The organism is Desulfobulbus elongatus DSM 2908, from assembly GCF_000621145.1.
Lineage (GTDB): Bacteria > Desulfobacterota > Desulfobulbia > Desulfobulbales > Desulfobulbaceae > Desulfobulbus > Desulfobulbus elongatus.
Genome location: NZ_JHZB01000050.1, coordinates 1 through 16,694, shown reverse-complemented (window position 1 = coordinate 16,694; position 16,694 = coordinate 1). Strand labels below are relative to the sequence as shown.

General features: G+C 64.1%; 17 protein-coding genes and 1 tRNA gene. 15 read left to right on the top strand and 3 right to left on the bottom strand.

The window, feature by feature from the left end:
• Nucleotides 1-211 precede the first annotated feature (211 nt).
• On the top strand, nt 212-958 hold the full coding sequence (locus tag Q362_RS0116505; protein ID WP_028319551.1) for an SAM-dependent methyltransferase: 747 nt from the start codon (nt 212-214) through the stop codon (nt 956-958).
• A 134-nt stretch (nt 959-1,092) separates the two neighbouring features.
• Entirely contained in the window at nt 1,093-2,010 is a 918-nt protein-coding gene (locus Q362_RS0116500; protein WP_028319550.1) for a selenium metabolism-associated LysR family transcriptional regulator, read from the top strand.
• Nucleotides 2,011-3,012: 1,002 nt separating this feature from the next.
• On the opposite strand, the gene Q362_RS23845 is transcribed toward Q362_RS0116500, so the two are convergent.
• Nucleotides 3,013-3,110, bottom strand: a tRNA-Sec gene (locus Q362_RS23845).
• A gap of 258 nt (nt 3,111-3,368) precedes the next feature.
• On the opposite strand from Q362_RS23845, the gene yedE reads away from it, so the two are divergent.
• From yedE to Q362_RS0116480, 4 genes are read left to right on the top strand one after another with little or no spacing between them, the layout of a single operon-like run.
• Nucleotides 3,369-4,613, top strand: a complete 1,245-nt coding sequence (yedE, locus tag Q362_RS0116495; RefSeq protein ID WP_342670247.1) for a YedE family putative selenium transporter — start codon at nt 3,369-3,371, stop codon at nt 4,611-4,613.
• A gap of 11 nt (nt 4,614-4,624) precedes the next feature.
• A complete protein-coding gene (locus Q362_RS0116490) occupies nt 4,625-4,843 on the top strand; it encodes a sulfurtransferase TusA family protein (RefSeq protein WP_028319548.1) in 219 nt (72 codons plus the stop codon).
• Between the two features lie 3 nt (nt 4,844-4,846).
• Nucleotides 4,847-5,401: a putative Se/S carrier protein gene (locus Q362_RS0116485; protein ID WP_028319547.1), complete on the top strand. Its 555-nt coding sequence runs from the start codon at nt 4,847-4,849 to the stop codon at nt 5,399-5,401.
• Nucleotides 5,389-6,255 carry an NAD(P)H-hydrate dehydratase gene (locus Q362_RS0116480; RefSeq protein WP_028319546.1) on the top strand — a complete coding sequence of 289 codons (867 nt, stop codon included), beginning with the start codon at nt 5,389-5,391 and terminating at the stop codon, nt 6,253-6,255. Before Q362_RS0116485 ends, Q362_RS0116480 begins: the two co-directional genes overlap by 13 nt.
• A 99-nt stretch (nt 6,256-6,354) precedes the next feature.
• Here Q362_RS0116480 and Q362_RS0116475 read toward each other — a convergent pair whose 3' ends face one another.
• A complete protein-coding gene (locus tag Q362_RS0116475; protein WP_084312904.1) occupies nt 6,355-7,743 on the bottom strand; it encodes an SH3 domain-containing C40 family peptidase in 1,389 nt (462 codons plus the stop codon).
• A gap of 212 nt (nt 7,744-7,955) precedes the next feature.
• Between Q362_RS0116475 and Q362_RS0116470 the strand changes: the two genes are divergently transcribed.
• Nucleotides 7,956-9,668, top strand: coding sequence for a hypothetical protein (locus Q362_RS0116470; RefSeq protein ID WP_028319544.1), 1,713 nt, complete (start codon nt 7,956-7,958; stop codon nt 9,666-9,668).
• 78 nt (nt 9,669-9,746) lie between these two features.
• Here Q362_RS0116470 and Q362_RS21355 read toward each other — a convergent pair whose 3' ends face one another.
• Nucleotides 9,747-10,166 (bottom strand): hypothetical protein, encoded by a 420-nt coding sequence (locus tag Q362_RS21355; protein WP_245590257.1) that lies wholly within the window; start codon nt 10,164-10,166, stop codon nt 9,747-9,749.
• 516 nt (nt 10,167-10,682) lie between these two features.
• Here Q362_RS21355 and Q362_RS0116460 point away from each other — a divergent pair.
• The 8 genes from Q362_RS0116460 to Q362_RS0116425 are packed head-to-tail and all read left to right on the top strand — an operon-like array spanning nt 10,683 to nt 16,530.
• Nucleotides 10,683-11,330 carry a YceH family protein gene (locus Q362_RS0116460; RefSeq protein ID WP_028319543.1) on the top strand — a complete coding sequence of 216 codons (648 nt, stop codon included), beginning with the start codon at nt 10,683-10,685 and terminating at the stop codon, nt 11,328-11,330.
• A 9-nt stretch (nt 11,331-11,339) separates the two neighbouring features.
• Nucleotides 11,340-12,110, top strand: coding sequence for a LamB/YcsF family protein (locus Q362_RS0116455; RefSeq protein ID WP_028319542.1), 771 nt, complete (start codon nt 11,340-11,342; stop codon nt 12,108-12,110).
• 8 nt (nt 12,111-12,118) lie between these two features.
• Nucleotides 12,119-12,844: a 5-oxoprolinase subunit PxpB gene (gene pxpB, locus Q362_RS0116450; RefSeq protein ID WP_051554437.1), complete on the top strand. Its 726-nt coding sequence runs from the start codon at nt 12,119-12,121 to the stop codon at nt 12,842-12,844.
• A complete protein-coding gene (locus Q362_RS21350; RefSeq protein ID WP_051554436.1) occupies nt 12,841-13,809 on the top strand; it encodes a 5-oxoprolinase subunit C family protein in 969 nt (322 codons plus the stop codon). Before pxpB ends, Q362_RS21350 begins: the two co-directional genes overlap by 4 nt.
• 7 nt (nt 13,810-13,816) lie before the next feature.
• A complete protein-coding gene (locus tag Q362_RS0116440; RefSeq protein ID WP_028319540.1) occupies nt 13,817-14,041 on the top strand; it encodes a 4Fe-4S dicluster domain-containing protein in 225 nt (74 codons plus the stop codon).
• Nucleotides 14,031-15,179, top strand: a complete 1,149-nt coding sequence (locus Q362_RS0116435; RefSeq protein WP_028319539.1) for a 2-oxoacid:acceptor oxidoreductase subunit alpha — start codon at nt 14,031-14,033, stop codon at nt 15,177-15,179. Before Q362_RS0116440 ends, Q362_RS0116435 begins: the two co-directional genes overlap by 11 nt.
• Complete coding sequence (locus tag Q362_RS0116430) at nt 15,179-15,988, top strand: 2-oxoacid:ferredoxin oxidoreductase subunit beta (protein ID WP_028319538.1); 810 nt, start codon at nt 15,179-15,181, stop codon at nt 15,986-15,988. Before Q362_RS0116435 ends, Q362_RS0116430 begins: the two co-directional genes overlap by 1 nt.
• Nucleotides 15,985-16,530: a 2-oxoacid:acceptor oxidoreductase family protein gene (locus tag Q362_RS0116425; protein ID WP_028319537.1), complete on the top strand. Its 546-nt coding sequence runs from the start codon at nt 15,985-15,987 to the stop codon at nt 16,528-16,530. Before Q362_RS0116430 ends, Q362_RS0116425 begins: the two co-directional genes overlap by 4 nt.
• Nucleotides 16,531-16,694 lie beyond the last annotated feature (164 nt).

The following is a 16,694-nucleotide window of genomic DNA, read 5'->3' as shown; positions in this document are numbered from 1 at the left end:
AGGACAGGCGGATATTGCAATATTTTTACTGAAATTTCAATATGTTGATTTTAACTTTGCGTTGATTTTGTAGATGTTTTTTCACTGAACCAGGAAGTAACTTCAGCGGGCAGCAAAAAGCGACGCTCGTTCCTCGCGCTGCTTTTTGCTGCCCTGAGCATGACGTTAGGCCCTGACCGAATCTTTCGCCCCCGTAAGGAAATTCTCCACAATGGACATCCCACGGATCTTCAACATCACTGAGAGTGCCCACCGCATCCACAACCCGATCACACCCGAAAAGCTCGCTACGCTCGGCGCGGCGCTGCGTCTGGAATCGGGAGCCAGAGTGCTCGACCTCGGCAGCGGTTCGGGGGAGATGCTGTGCACCTGGGCATGCGATCACGGCGTCACCGGCGTTGGCATCGATATGAGTCCGTTGTTCACCGAACAAGCGAAACGCCGTGCTGTCGAACTCGGCGTCGCCGATCAAGTCATGTTCATCCACGGCGATGCCGCCGGCTACGTCTCTGACGAGAAGACCGATGTGGCCGCCTGTGTCGGTGCCACGTGGATCGGCGGGGGAGTCGTCGGCACCATCGAGCTTCTGGCGCGGAGCCTGCGCCCCGGCGGGATCATCCTCATCGGCGAGCCCTACTGGCGGCAGGTACCGCCGACGGAAGACGTTGCCAAAGGGTGTCTTGCCCACTCAATCTCCGACTTTTTCGTGCTTCCGGAACTTCTCTCGTCTTTTGGCCACCTTGGCTACGACGTCGTTGAAATGGTTCTGGCGGACCAGGACGGCTGGGACAGATACGAGGCGGCCAAATGGCTCACGATGCGCCGATGGCTTGAAGCCAATCCCGACGACGAGTTCGCAAAGGAGGTTCGAGCTCAATTGACCTCGGAACCCGAGCGCTACGCCGCTTACACGCGTGAGTACCTGGGCTGGGGTGTGTTCGCGCTGATGCCGCGGTGATGCGTTGGCGCATCCGGCGGACCGTCAACGGCCGTGCCGCGTAACAAATGGTGGCTCGCCAATATGTGAGTGAGTCTGAGTTGGATCGTGGCGAACGGCGAACCATGGGCAGCGCCTGACAACAAGCAACGGCAATGGACATCCGAAAAATAGACGCATTTTGCAAGGTCATTGAACTGCGGAGTTTCACCAAGGCGGCTCAGGCGATGCAGCTTTCGCAGCCGACCGTCAGCGATCATATCCGCAATCTCGAAGAGGAACTCGGACAGAAGTTGGTGGATCGTCTCGGCCGCGATGTGGAGCCCACGCCGGTCGGTCGGCTTTTATACGGCTATGCTGCCAAGATGCTCCGTCTGCAGCAGGAAGCCATGCAGGCGATCGTCCAGTACGGCGGCCAGTTCGTCGGCAATCTGCTCATCGGCGCCAGCACCATTCCCGGCACCTTCATTCTCCCCAAGGTGATCGGGTCGTTTCGCCAGCGCTATCCCGAAGTGAAAATGATCACCCACATCAGCGGATCGCGGCGCATCGCGGAAAAGGTGCTCGATGGGGAATATGACCTCGGCCTGGTCGGGGCGATGTGGAAGGAGCGGGGGCTCAAATGGCAGACGCTTTTTCAGGATGAACTCGTTCTGATCGCCCCGCCGGGCAGTGCCCTGGTCGGCAGGCAGTCCGTGCCGTTGGGCGAGGTGCTGGCCCAACCCTTTGTTTTCAGGGAGCAGGGTTCGGGCACCAGGAAGAGCATCGCGCACATTCTGGAAGGGCAGGGATACAAGGAGTCCGATCTTCGCGAGGTGGCGCAGTTCGGCTCCAACGAGGCCGTGAAAGAGGCGGTCAAGGCCGGGGTGGGCGTATCGATGCTCTCCCGGCGCTCGATAGTTGATGAACTTCGGCGCGGCACCTTGGCCGCGCTGCCGCTGGCCGATGTATCCGGAGAGCGGCCCTTTTATCTCGTGATCCGCAAAAACAGGGTACTCCAGCCTGCGGCCGCGGCCTTTGTCGAGTTCCTGCAGGCGGAAGCGGAACGGGAAAGCGCGCCTCAGTCGACCTGATCAACCGTATTTTCGGCAGGATAGACGACCGCCTGCATGGTGAATAGAGGCTTGTGGCTTTATTAGCGATAACCTGGTGCCGCAAGCGCAGTCGGGGCCTTTCCCTTCGTTCTTAAGAGGGAAGCAACCGAACGAAATCAACAGCAAACAGAATGTTCTCCTGTTTGCTCCTTCCGCCTTTTTTCTCTCAACATCCCCTCATTCCCTTCCCACGGCAACAGTGCGGAGAAATCTCGTCGCAAGGAGATTTCTCATCGCTCTCACTCCTCGAAATTGTCATAGCTGCTGGCAACGGGTTTTTCCCCATCTGTTCCGCTGAGCATTGCAGGTCAGGGCGGATCAGACACGGGCACTATCCGGGCGCCAGCGAGTTTGTCCGATACGCCGTGTGGTCTCGCTGCTTCGCCGCTCGCCACACCGCTTCCGCCCTTGACCGAGAAGCGCAAGGAAGCCCGAAGGGTGTAGGCTGGGTTGAGCGCAGCGAAGCCCAGCGTTCAGCGGGCAGGTTAGATTGAGCCGTTCGTTGGGCTTTCTTCGTCAGCCCAACCTACTACGGACTTCTTTTGAGCAAGCAAAAGGAGGACGGCCCCGCGCCAGCGGAGCGCCGGTTATTCTCTACGGATGCGGCGAGAGGAAGATGGAACGACAACAAACAAGGCGATCCGTCGTTTGAAGAGCCGCCTTGTTTGTTTCATTGCCATATCTGATGTCTTGCTGCCATGGATGCCCGGCCAGGCCGGGCCTGTGGCTTTCTTTTGCTCGCCCAAAAGAAAGTCACCAAAGAAAACGGCGCCCGACGGGAGCGCCGGCCTGTGGCCGGTACCCTTGCTGCTTGCCGTTGCCGGGCGACGCCCAAACTTGCAGCTTTCGCCGCTTCGGACAGTGTGCGCCGTTTTCTCCGGCGCCTGCTGCGCGGCATCGGCGCTCCCGTATGGGGTTCAGGTCGGCTGAAAGGGAGAAAGAGAAAGGTTCTCTTTTACCAGGCAACGGGGTGAGGGAGTGTGGAGACTGGTTTTGGAATCGAACCAAGCGGTCTCCCTTTCCAGAGGAGACCCAACGGGGTTGAAGCCCGCGGCCGGCACCAGCCAACTCAACCAGTCTAACCTTGTTTAATTATTGTCGATGTCTTTGCAGATTGTATAGATTTTTTCTATTTGATTTATTGGCCGGCTCGATGTTACCTTGCGACGGCCTTTTTGACAAGGTGCCTTTTGCCCGCATCCCCCGGCGATATTTCGGCCAAGCCTTTGTGCAACAGGAATGAAACGTCATGCGCCTCGCTTTCAACTGCCCCGGAACCGGCCGCACTTTTTCAAGTGAAAGTTACGATATAACGGAGAACAGAGGCGTTGTGGCCGATGGCCTCGGTAACAAAACGCTGGATGCGAACGTGGTTCTCACAATCCCGTGCCCCTATTGCGGCGAGCTGCACACCTATCGTGCCGCAGACCTGCCGTGTCCGTTTTCACCGAAATCTTAACCAGAACGACGACAAGGAGGAACAACGAACCATGAGAGGAAAAAACATTTTCGCCACCCGGTGGGGTATCATCGGAGTCGGGGCAGCCATCGGCATCCTGGCCGCCTTCCTGCAGAAATTGGGCAACCCGGCAAACATGGGGATATGCGTGGCCTGTTTCGAGCGGGATATCGCCGGGGCACTGGGCCTGCACCGGGCAGAGGTGGTGCAGTACCTCCGGCCGGAAATCGTCGGTTTTGTTCTCGGCTCGTTCGTGGCGGCGTATCTTGCCCGAGAGTTCCGCCCGCGGGTGGGTTCGGCGCCCATCGTCCGCTTTGTCCTGGGGGCCTTTGCCATGATCGGCGCCCTGGTCTTCCTCGGCTGTCCCTGGAGGGCGGCACTGCGGCTGGCAGGGGGTGACGGCAACGCCCTTGTCGGCCTTGCCGGCCTGACCTTCGGCATCTGGATCGGTACCCTGTTTTTGAAAAAGGGCTACAATCTCGGCCGGAGCCAGGCAACGCACACGGCCGTGGGCTGGGTCATGCCGCTGATTATGCTCGGTTTCCTCGCCTTGTTGCTGATTTCTCCGCAGCCTGAAGGCCAGGCGAAAAGCGAATTCCTTTTTTACAGTCTGAAGGGACCGGGGGCTGCGCACGCGCCGCTGGCGATCTCGCTGGCCATTGGTCTGGGCATCGGCATCCTGGCGCAGAGAAGCCGTTTCTGCACCATGGGCGCCATTCGCGATGGCCTGCTGTTCGGGCATGTGCACCTGTTGAGCGGTTTCATCAGCCTTATCCTTTTCGCTTTTCTGACCAATCTCCTCCTCGGCCAGTTCCATCCGGGCTTTACGGGCCAGCCGATAGCGCACGATCAGCATGTGTGGAACTTCGCGGGCATGACCTTGGCCGGACTCGCCTTTGCCTTGGCCGGTGGATGTCCGGGTCGGCAGCTCTTTCTTGCCGGCGAAGGCGATGGCGACGCCGCGGTTTTCGTGTTGGGGATGATCGTCGGCGCGGGGTTCGCCCATAATTTCGGGCTGGCCAGCAGTCCGAACGGGATCGGGCCGCATGGAATGGCCGCGGTGGCGGTCGGATTGACCGTTTGTCTGCTCATCGGTCTGACCATGCGCAACAAGAACGCATAAGGAGAACGAACATGACAACGATGGTGGATGCCCGCGGGCTTTCCTGCCCGCAGCCGGTAATTATGGCCCTCGACGAGATGAAAAAAGAGGACAACAGGGAGCTGGTCGTCCTGGTGGATACCGATACATCGAAGGAAAACGTGAGCCGCGCCGCGACCAGCCAGGGGTGGCAGGTCAGCGAGGTCAGCGAGGAAGGGGGCGGGTACCGGATCACGGTCAGGAAGGGATAGTCCGTGTTCGGCTGGCTGAAAAGAATAGGGTCCGGGCGCCGCGCCACAACCCGCTCCGATGCCGTTGACCGCGGCATCATGGTGTTCGAGCACACCAGCGAGGTGATCCGGTGCGAAACCCTGCTCAAGGAACGGGAGTTGCCGGTTCGGGTCATGGGGCCGCCGCCTGAAATCCAGACCGGCTGCGACCTGGTGATCGAGTTTCCCCTGATCGAGGAACTCAACATCAGGCGGGTCCTCGAGCAGGCGGGAATGTTGCCCCTTACGATAGTGCCGGTGACCGCGCCGCTGCTCACCCCGGTCGATCTGTTCGCGGTGACGGATTTCGGGGACTATCTCATGGTTCGCGCCGCCAACATGAAAATGACCGTGGCCAGGGACACGCTGGAGATCGTCAATATTTCCGGCGGCGGCTGCCCGGATGTCCCGTATCTGGCAAGCGAGATGGTGGGCAAGACGCTGGCTGCCGCTCCCCGGCCCCGGGACATCGGCCACACCCTGTGCGGCTATGCGCTGCAACTGGCGTATGAAGAGCTGTGCCGGCGATGCTCGGTATAGTCGGCACTGTTCCCGATATCCGCGTCCCGCTGATCCACGGCCCCGCCCGCCTGGTCGACGGACACCTCCGGCTGGCCGACCGGCGCCTTCCGGTCAACCGCGGCACTCCCGCCCTGCTGGCGGCGGCGCTCAAGGCCGCCGAATACCTCGACGGCCCGGAAATATACGCCGTTCTCGCCGGGGACAGGGGGACGGGGCAGGGGAGCCGCAGCGTCTATGCGTTCCTCACGGAGCAGGTGCGGGAACTCGATGTGCAGGTCCTCACCTTTCACTACCTGCTGCCCGATGTGGACTGGCACAACAAGGTGCTTTTCGCCGTCGAGGCCATGGCCAGGCGGCCGCTGCTGATTGCCGACGCAGGGTTCATGTACGCCGCCAAGATGAGCGGCCAGGCATCGGCCTATGATTTTTTCACGCCCGATGCCGGCGAGCTGGCTTTCCTGGCCGATGCCATGGCGCCGCATCCGTTTTACACCAGAGGATTCATCCTCCACCAACACAACAAGGTTGAAGAACTCATCCACCAGGCCTATCGAGACGACAACGCCGCCGCGCACCTGGTGGTGAAAGGGGAGACGGATTACATCGTGCGCAACGACCAGGTGGTTGCCACGGTCGGCAGTCCTTCGTTCCCGGCGATGGAGGCCATCGGCGGCACGGGCGACACCCTCACGGGCCTGCTGAGCTGTCTGTGCGGCGCCGGTTTCGAACCGACAGCAGCGGCGGTGGCGGCGGCGACGGCAAACCGTCTCTGCGGCTTGTTCGCCAATCCGACGCCGGCCACACAGGTGGCCGAACTGATCGACGCCATCCCACAGGCTCTGGCGCGTGCCGTGCGCGACCGGCCTGCCTGAAAAAACTCCTGTCCGCAGGGACTGGCGTTTCGTCACCCTCGATGCACGGACGGGAAAGCCGCAGTGTTCTCGAACCTGTCGTCGAGTTGCAGCCCCTGTTCAATCGACCACGGGCAGCGTCAGCATGCCCTCCAGCCGGTCGAGCAGGGTGCCCTTGGTCAAGGGCAGTTCCTTGCCCGCCTCCAGGGTGCTCACGATTGTCCTGCCAATGATGAAGGATTGTTCGGTACAGTTTTTGGGCGCGTAGCGGAGCGACCAGATGGTATGCAGGACGACGGGTTGGTCGTTCTGAAGACCGACGTACAGCATGATGTGCCCCTTGAGATGGAGCAGGGTCCGAAAGGGGATTCCCTGCGCACGGATGCGATTTTTTTTGTCGCTGCCGGAGAGGCCTGTCAGGGGTACGAAGGGCCCGGACGTGATCTGTTTGAGCGAATTGCGCGGCAACCAGATGCCGAGGGCGAGGAAGAAGTCCCGCGTGGTGGCCGAACAGTCGCGGTTTCGGTACAGTTCGCCCCAGCCGTACGGGGTCTTGAGGAGTTCGTTGCCGATGAGCGTCACGGTTTCCGGGCTGAAGGGCAACGGATGACGCCGGGCGTCGCTCTTGGCGATGCGGGCCGTTTTGAGCACGGCGCGGCGGCCGTCTCCGGCAACAGCCGCATCGACCAGCCAATGATCCCGCTCTTCCTTTACCAATGGGTAGAGCGTGCCGATCTTCGGTTGCGGCAGGGCCTCCCCCCGTTCGGTCCGAACGGTGATATAATCCTTGACCACAACCAGTTGTTCCGCATCGATCAGCCGATTTTGCATGGATGCGTCGGCCAGGCCGATGGCGTCCGGGTCCACCCAGCCGTTGGCCGAGGACGTCTCGACGTACAGCCAGGCGCCGTCCCTGCTTGCATGCAGGATGCGGACAGGCTCGTTGAGCTTTGCTTCCGAAAACTGGAGATAGTCGAAGGGGACGTCGTCGGGCGCCACGTAGAACGGCCTGACAGTGGGAAGGATTCGTATGAACGCCGGCTTGACCACGACCCCCGCCGCCTGCATGGAAGGGAAGTGCTCCCAGTCGGCAAGGATCAGGAGGGACTGCATGCGGGCCGGGTCAACCCGCAGCCGGTTCTCCCCATACCAGGTCCTCGTCGCGAGCTGCCGAACGCCTTCCGTCACCGTGACGGCATTGAAAAGCGGTTCGGTCGCCGTCCATGGAGCGAAGTACTGTCGATGAAACTGCCGCGCTATCCGGTGCCGCATGTCGGCGGGCATCGTCTCGCCGAGCCCGGCGGCAAACGGCCCGAGATCCTGGGGAATTGTCCTTACATCTGCCAGCGTTGCCGGTGCCTCCGCCGATTCCGCGCACGTCGCTTCAAGGGAAACGGGCGCCTGGCGTTCCTGATGGAGGACGTCCCGATTGAAGAACAGCGATCCGCACCAGAGCATGAGCGCCGCGCCCACGGCGATAATCATACTGTTGCGTTGCAATCGGCCCATGGTATATCGATAGCGGAGAGGGAGAACGCATCGTCAGGCACGTGGCCGGCAAGTCCTTGCGAGTCGTGCAGCCGTCGTGTGGCGACAAGGGGGCGGACGGCACGCCGCGCGGCGGAATGCACCGCTCCTGCCTTTTGGTGCCGCCTCCCGTCACTTGCCGGAGTCAATGGAAACGTAACCATTTTCGAGGAGAATGCGCCGTGAAAAAATGCATGTGTCTCGCAACGATCGTCCTGAATGGCTTGCTCAACCTGAACTGTTTTGCCGCTGACTGTGTGCAGGGCGAGGCCACCCGTATCTGGACCGCCCCGCAGACGATTCGTGCCGGCGTCCCCATCAGGGTCATGGCGGTGTCCGTTGCCGAGCCCGTCACCGAGATGCTCCTGACCGATCCGCAGGGCGGGACCCGGGTGCTGGCGGCAACGGCGGGAACGGGCGGCATGCCGTGGCGGGCCATGGCGGCAATCGAGCCGCTGGCTGGCGACGGCCGCTACCGGATCGAGGCGCGGGCGAACGGTACCGTCCTGGCCTGCCGGGAAATATCCAACGGCACCACCACCCGGGAAGAACCGGTCTGGGATGGGGCGCACGAGGCCTTTTACGCCGCCTGGATCGAACAGTTGTTCGACGGGCCGGCCGGGGAGGACGTCAGTTTCCCTTCGCTGGGGCCGGCGCTGCGCGATCCTGAACGCAATTTTCTGCACAATTCCCTGGGATTCCGGGAGGATGGAAACCTGGTCGCGACACCGGATTGCGCCGATTTCCCTTATTTCCTCCGCAGCTATTTTGCCTGGAAAAACGGCTTGCCGTTCAGTTACCGCTTCTGCAACCGCGGCACGGCCACCAAGCCGCCTTCCTGCGATGCCGCCATCGTCAAGACCGATTTCGTGTCACGGCCGGCACCGGCGGCGACATTCAGGGCGCTGAGCCTGCGGCTGATGGATGCCGTGCAATCGGGCAACGGCCGCACCGGGCTCGCCAGCCAGGAAACGGATTTCTATCCCGTGCCCTTGCGACGGGAGGCGCTCTGGCCGGGAACGATTTATGCCGACCCGTACGGCCACGTGCTCGTGCTCACGAAATGGGTGGCCCAGACGCCGGACACGCCGGGCATTCTGTTTGCGGTCGATGCCCAACCGGACAATTCCATCGCCAGAAAGAGATTTTGGGAAGGGACCTTCCTGTTCGCCCATACAGCCAGCGCCGGCCCCGGTTTCAAGGCGTTCCGCCCCATTGTCGACAACCGGTTGCCGCCGAATGACGAGTTGCCGGACTATTCGCTTGAACAGGCCGGGTTGACGCCCGACGAATTCTACGCCACCGTGTATGCGATGATGAATCCCCACGGGTTGGACGCCAAACAGGCGTATGAGGCAACATTGGCCGCGTTGGTGGAACAGTTGGAGACGCGCGTGCGGTCCGTCGACAACGGTGAGGCGTATTTCCGCAAGGGCGGCGCCACCATCGCGATGCCTCAGGGAACCGCCATCTTCGAGACCGTCGGCCCATGGGAGGATTTTTCCACGCCGTCGCGGGACATGCGCTTGATCATCGCCATGAACGTACTGCTCGGTTTTCCCGAAAAAGTGCAGGCGTATCCCGACCTGTTCCTTTTGACCGCCAACGACGCCCGGCAGGTCAGGGGCGAGATCGAACAACTGCACGACAGGCTGGTGGCGGCAAGGAAAATCCAATATACGCGGAGCAACGGCGAGCCGTGGGAACTGTCCGTTGCCGAGGTGCTGGCGCGCAAGCCGGCGTTCGAGATGGGGTATAACCCCAACGATTGCGTTGAAATTCGCTGGGGGGCCGAGCCGGGAAGCGAAGAGTATGCCAGTTGCAGGCGGCATGCTCCTGCGGCGCAGGTACGGCAGATGGCGGCGGTCCGCGAATGGTTTCGGGAGGCGAGGCGACCGCCGCGTTGAGTCGGGGGCGTGCGCGGCAGGCCGGGATCGTCTCGCGGGCGTATCGGTCCTGCCGGCCCCTCCCGCCGCCCTGTCCGCTTACTCCCGGGGTTGTCTGCGGTTGTCTTCCGGTGTGCCCTTGGGCTGCATGCGGCTGCCGAAGGCGCTTTGCAGCATCTGTTTGATGGCGGTGCGGTCGCCGGCGGTCAGCGAAACGATTTTCGCGCCTGTCTGCATGAGCGCCATGGTCAGAAACGCGCCCGCCAGCACGCCGCAGCAGTACACCACCAGGGCGATGAGGTTCGCCAGGGGAACGGTGCGGTCCGGCAATTTGACGTCAAAGGCGCTGCCGCCGAAGCTGGCGGCCAACTCCCGGACGGGGTCGGCGAGGGCGCTCGGGGAGTTCAGCATGGTCAGGATGAGCCGAAAGACGTCGATGGCGTAGACGAGGCCGATGACGATAACGGCGAGACCAAGGCAGGTGGCCATGAGATGAACGACCCTTTTCAATGTGTCCATGACGGGCATGGTGTCCTCTTGCTGTGTGAACGGCATGTTCTGCGCCTCCCTTGAACAGGTATGAATGGCGGTGGTTCGCGTGTGGGGCCGCATGGGAGCGCTGTCTGCCCGAACGCCCATGCCTGGCGGGATGGTGTCCGCACTCCCGAGTCGTTGCCGAGCCCCTGCCACGGGTCAGGTGGCCGTGGCGGCACGGCAAGATACTATCTCGGGATAGGCGCCGGGTTGCAAGCAATTCTTTGGGCTGCGCCGGGAAAAGTGCGCGGGACGGCCGGCAGGGAAGAACCGCGCCAAAAACACGAGCATTGGGAGGATATGGTTTGCAAAAGCCGGCGAAACCGATATTTTCACCCGGTGGGCCGGGGGGGCGCCGACAGGAAGCGTCGGCGCGGAGAAGCGGGCGCGGTTCCCTGCGGACGCCGCTCCCCGCGTGATGTCCGGGGGACCCCGGCCGAACAGAAATGAAGAAGGACAGCGCTGCCGGGAGCGGATTCCCGTGCCGTTTCCGTAACAATCATGAACAACGATCTCGATGCCATTGAAATCCGGGTGCTGGGTTGCCTGATGGAGAAGGAACTGGCCACGCCGGAATACTATCCCCTGTCGCTGCATGCCCTGGTCAACGCCTGCAACCAGAAAACCAACCGGGCACCGGTGATGCACCTGGATGAGGCGGCGGTGCATGCGGCCCTGCGCTCGCTCGGGGAACGGCGCTTCGTCTACCGGAGCGATGCCGGCCGGGTGCCCAAATTCTGGCAGGCCTTTGCCAAGGACCACGATCTTGGCGGTCGCGAATCGGCCCTGCTCAGCGTGCTTTTGCTGCGCGGGCCGCAAACCGCCGGGGAGCTGCGGACGCGGGCGGACGCGATGTGTCCTTTCGAGAACCTGGAGCAGGTGACCGCTTCCCTGGACCATCTGACCGCCGCCGGTCTGGTGGCGCAGCTCCCCCGGCAGCCCGGCCAGAAGGAACAGCGGTCCGTGCATCTGCTGGCCGGTGCGGCCCTGCGGGAGCAGGCGGTTGCTGTCGAGCCGGACCGGGCGGTGCCCCTGCCGGTGCCGGCGGATGCACGGCTGACCGAATTGGAGCGAGTGGTGGCCGCGCTGCGCGACGAGCTGGCGCAGGTGAAGGGCGAAGTGGCCGCATTGCGGCAGAGCCTTGCCTGAGAGAACGGCATGCAGATCGATCTCAATTGCGACATGGGCGAGAGTTTCGGCGCCTACACCCTGGGCAGGGACGAGGAGATCATCGCCTCCGTCTCCTCGGTCAGCATCGCCTGCGGCTTCCATGCCGGCGATCCGGGAGTGATGCGCCGCACGGTCCGGCTCGCCAGGGAGCACGGCGTTGCCGTCGGTGCCCATCCGGGCCTGCCCGACCTGCTCGGGTTCGGCCGGCGGGACATGGCGTGCAGCCCGGAGGAGGTGGCCGATTATCTGACCTACCAGATCGGCGCCCTCCAGGCCTTCTGCACCGCCCAGGGGGTGGCATTGCGCCACGTCAAGCCGCACGGCGCCCTCTACAACAGGGCCGCGGGCGACGGGCAACTGGTGCGCGCCATGGCCCAGGCCATCGCCCGCATCGACCGCGACCTGCTCCTGGTCGGCCTGGCCGGACAGGACAACAGCCGCATGGAGGCCCTTGCCGCCGAGGAAGGCATCGCCATGGTCTTCGAGGCCTTTCCGGACCGGGCCTATACCCCGGAGGGCACTTTGGTGCCGCGCCACCTGCCCGGCGCAGTGATCCACGACCCGGCCACAGCGGCGGTGCGGGCCCTGCGCACGGTCACCGAGGGCGTGGTGGAGGCGATCGACGGCAGGCTCGTGCCGCTGGTTGCCCAGACACTCTGTATCCATGGGGACAATCCCCAGGGCGTGGCCCTGGCCGCGGCCATCCGGGCGCATTTGCAGGCGGCCGGTATCGCGGTCCGGCCGATGCGGCCGGCCTGAACTCCCTCATGGGCAACCGGAACGGGACTTCTGACGTACGCCTGCCGGCGGTCCGCTTCCGGATCAGCGGCGACCGGGCCCTGATCGCGGTCTACGGCGAGGGGGTCGATCCGGCGGTCAACGAGCGGGTCCGGCGGATGGCCGCCCTGATTGCGGCGGTGCGCCATCCGGCCATCGAGGCGGTGGTGCCGTCCTACTGTACCCTGGCTGTCCACTACGATCCCAACCTGATCGATCCGCCCGCCTTGGCCGGACTGCTGCGCGATCTGGAGGCCCATCCCGGTGAGACGGCCGTGCCCGAGGCGGCTATCGTCGAGATTCCGGTTTGTTACGGCGGTGAGTTCGGTCCGGACCTCGAGGTGGTGGCCGCGCACAACCGCCTGGCCCCGGAGGCGGTGATCCAACTGCACAGCGAGGCCGTCTACCGCATCTACGCCATCGGTTTCGCCCCCGGCTTCTGCTATCTGGGGGGACTCGATCCCCGCATTCACGCCCCCCGCCTGGCCACCCCGCGCCTGCGGGTGCCGGCCGGCTCGGTGGGCATCGCCGGCGGCCAGACCGGCATCTACCCCCTGACCAGTCCCGGCGGCTGGCAACTGATCGGCCGCACCCCGCTACGCCTGTTCGATCCGGAGCGCGAGCCGCCCATTCCCTACCGGCCCGGCGATGCCATCCGTTTCCGGCCGATCCCGGCCGATGTTTTCGCCCGCCTGGCCGCGGAGGCGGACCGGTGAACCCGGCCCTGCGGATCCTCTCGCCGGGCTTCGGCCTCACCGTCCAGGACCTGGGCCGGTTCGGCGCCCGCCATCTGGGGGTGCCGTTGTCGGGTGCCCTGGACGACTACGCCCACCGGGTGGCCAATTGGCTGGTGGGCAACGCGGCCGCCTGCGCCACCCTGGAACTGATCCTGGGCGGCGTGCGCATCGAGTGCCTGGCCGCGATCGACATCGCCGTCACCGGCGCGGGCATTGATCTGCGGCTCAACGGCGAGGTCCGCCGGCAATGGGCTTCGTTGCGGGTCCGGCCGGGCGACGTGCTGGAGCTGCATCTTGCCGAAAACGGCTGTCGTGCCTACCTTGCCCTTACCGGCGGCGTTGCCGTGCCGGCGGTGCTGGGCAGCCGGTCGACCTATCTCGGCGGCGGGCTGGGCGGCCTGCACGGACGTGTGCTGGCGGCCGGCGATCTGGTGCCGGCCGGGGGGCGGTCGCTGCTCGCCGCGCCGCGCTGTCTGCCCTGGACGCCGGTCTACCCGGAGCACCACGTTCTCCGGGCCATTGCCGGGCCGCATGACCACCTGTTTCAACGCGGGCTCGACCGCTTTTTCGCCTCGACCTTCACGGTCAGCCCCCGGAGCGACCGCATGGGCTGCCGCTTGAGCGGCCCGGCGGTGGAGCGGGATGCGGGCGCCCCGGCCAGCATCGTCTCCGAGCCGGTGGTGCCGGGCAATGTGCAGGTTCCGGCCGACGGCCAGCCGATCCTCCTGTTGAAGGAACAGACCATCGGCGGCTACACGGCCATCGCCACGGTGCTCTCGGCCGATCTCTGGCGGATCGGCCAGGCCAGGCCGGGGGACACGGTCCGCTTTGTCCGGGTCGACCTGGAGGAGGGGCAGCGCATCGCGGCAGAGTGGCGTGGTTTTCTCGCGGAGACGGAGCGTCTGCTGGCCGGTGGCCGGCCGCATGCCCCGTGCACGGATTGAGGCAGGTATGGCGAAACGAAGGTTGCGGGAACTGGTGATCAGACGGGAATGGTGCAAGGGCTGCGGCATCTGCGTGGCCCTGTGCCCTAAGCAGGTCCTGGAGTTGGACGGCGAGGACAAATCCGTGCCGGCGCGGCCCGAGGACTGCATCTGCTGCCGGATGTGCGAACTCCGCTGCCCGGACCTGGCGATCACGGTGCTGACCGACGAGGAGGAGGGCGATGGCGCGTAAGGTTCGATTTGTCCAGGGCAACGAGGCCTGCGTCGAGGGGGCGCTCTACGCCGGGCTCTCCTTTTACGCCGGCTACCCGATCACCCCGTCCACCGAGATCGCCGAACTGCTGGCCGAGCGCCTGCCCGCCCGCGGTGGCAGATTCATCCAGATGGAGGACGAGATCGCCTCGATGTGCGCCATCATCGGCGCCTCGCTCACCGGCAACAAGGTGATGACCGCCACCAGCGGCCCCGGCTTCTCGCTCAAGCAGGAGGCCATCGGCTACGCCTGCATGGCCGAGATCCCCTGCGTGATCGTCAACGTCCAGCGCGGCGGCCCCTCCACCGGCAACCCCACCCATGTCGGCCAGGGCGACATCAATCAGGCCCGCTGGGGCACCCACGGCGACCACAACATCATCGCCCTGACCGCCTCCAATCACCAGGACGTCTTCGCCATGACCGTGGAGGCCTTCAACATGGCCGAGACCTACCGCACGCCGGTGGTCCTGCTCTTCGACGAGGTGATCGGTCACATGCGGGAGAAGCTGCTGGTGCCGGAGCCGGGCGAACTGCCCCTGGTCGAGCGGCTGCGCACTTCGGTGCCCAAGGACGTGGATTACCATCCCTACCTGCCCCGCGAGGACGGCCGCCTGCCCATGTCCGATTTCGGCGGCGAGCACCGCTACAACGTCACCGGCCTCTACCACGACATGTGGGGCTTTCCGACCAGCAACCCCAAAATGGTCAGCGAGCTGCTCCGCCACCTGATCGACAAGATCGACAACCGGGTGCACGAAATCACCCGCCACAAGGAACATTTCCTGGAAGGGGCCCGCTACGTGCTCATCTCCTACGGCGCCTCGGCCCGCTCGGCCATCCACCTGGCCAGGGAACGGCGGGCCAGGGGCGAGCGGATCGGGGTGATCGAGTTGCAGTCCCTGTGGCCCTTTCCCCGCGAAATGATCCGGGAAAAATGCCGGGAGGCCAAGGCGGTGCTGGTGGTGGAGATGAACATGGGGCAGATGTTGGCCCAGGTGCGCGCCGCGGTGGCCGACCCGGAAAAGGTGTTTCTCGCCAACCGGGTGGACGGCAAGTTGATCGCGCCGGCCGACATCAAGCAGGTGCTGCGGGTGATCCAGGGGAGGGGCGTCTGATGGCGATACAGGACTACATCCGGCAGCGGTTTTTTCCCCATCTGTGGTGTCCGGGCTGCGGCCACGGTATCATCCTCAACAACCTGCTCCATGCCGTCGACGAACTGGGCCTGGCCAAGAACGACATCGTCGTCACCTCGGGCATCGGCTGCTCGGCGCGCATCTCCGGCTATGTCGATTTCCACACCCTCCACACCCTGCACGGCCGCGCCCTGGCCTTCGCCACCGGGGTGAAGCTGAGCCGGCCGGAGCTGACCCTGATCGTGCCCATGGGCGACGGCGACGCCCTGGCCATCGGCGGCAACCATTTCATCCACGCCGCCCGCCGCAACATCGACATCACCGCCATCGTCATGAACAACCGTATCTACGGCATGACCGGCGGCCAGTTCTCACCGCTCTCCGGGCCGGGCATCCTGGCGACCACCGCTCCGTACCGGACCATCGACCCCAATTTCGACGTGGTCGAGCTGGCCAGGGCGGCTGGCGCCACCTTCGTCGCCCGATCGACCACCTACCACGCCCTGGAAACCATCGACCTGCTCAAGCGGGCGATCAGCCACAAGGGGTTCGCGGTGGTCGAGATCCTGACCCAGTGCCCCACCTACTACGGCCGCAAGAACAAGGAGGGCGAGGCGGCCGAGATGATCGAGCGCTACAAACACATCACCGCGAAGATCGGCTCCAAGGCCCTGGAGGAGAATCCGGCGCTCATTCCGCGCGGCGTCTTCGTCGAGGTCGGGCGGCCGGAGTATTGCGAGGCCTACGAGGAGGTCATCGTCCGGGCGCGGCAGGAGGTGGCGGCATGAGCGGCTGGCGGCTGGTCTTTTCCGGTTCGGGCGGGCAGGGGGTGATCACCGCGGCCATCCTCCTGGGCGAGGCGGCGGTGATCCATGAGGGCATCAACGCGGTCCAGTCACAGAGTTACGGGGCCGCGGCGCGGGGCGGCGCCACCCGCAGCGACATCATCCTCGCCGACGAGGCCATCGACTTTCCGGTGGTGACCGAGCCGCACATCGTGGTCTGCCTGACCCAGGAGGCCTACACCAGCTTCGCCCCGGAGATCAGGCCGGGCGGCACGTTGCTGACCGACACCCGCTTTGTCAAGATTGCCCACCGGGTGGATGCCCGCCAGATCGAACTGCCCATGTACGAGACCGTGCTGCGGGAGATTGGCAAGCCCATCGTGTTCAATATCTGCGTGCTTGGCGCCCTGATCGGCTTGGCCGATCTGATCCGGCCCGAGTCGATCCTCAAGGCGATCGCCCACCGGGTGCCGGCCGATTTCATCGAACTCAACACCAGGGCCTTTCATCTGGGCTTTGAACTGGGGCTGCCGCTGCGGCGCTGAAGCCGGCGGTCGGCCGTTTTCCGCCTTTTGGGTTGACAACCGGCCGGGCCGGGAATATGGAATTGCACCCGATTTGCCCCGTCATTTTCTTTAGTGATTATCCACAAATAATTTGCTCGCAATTTTCCTGCCACCAGCTAATATCCGTTGAAACCAAGCAACGG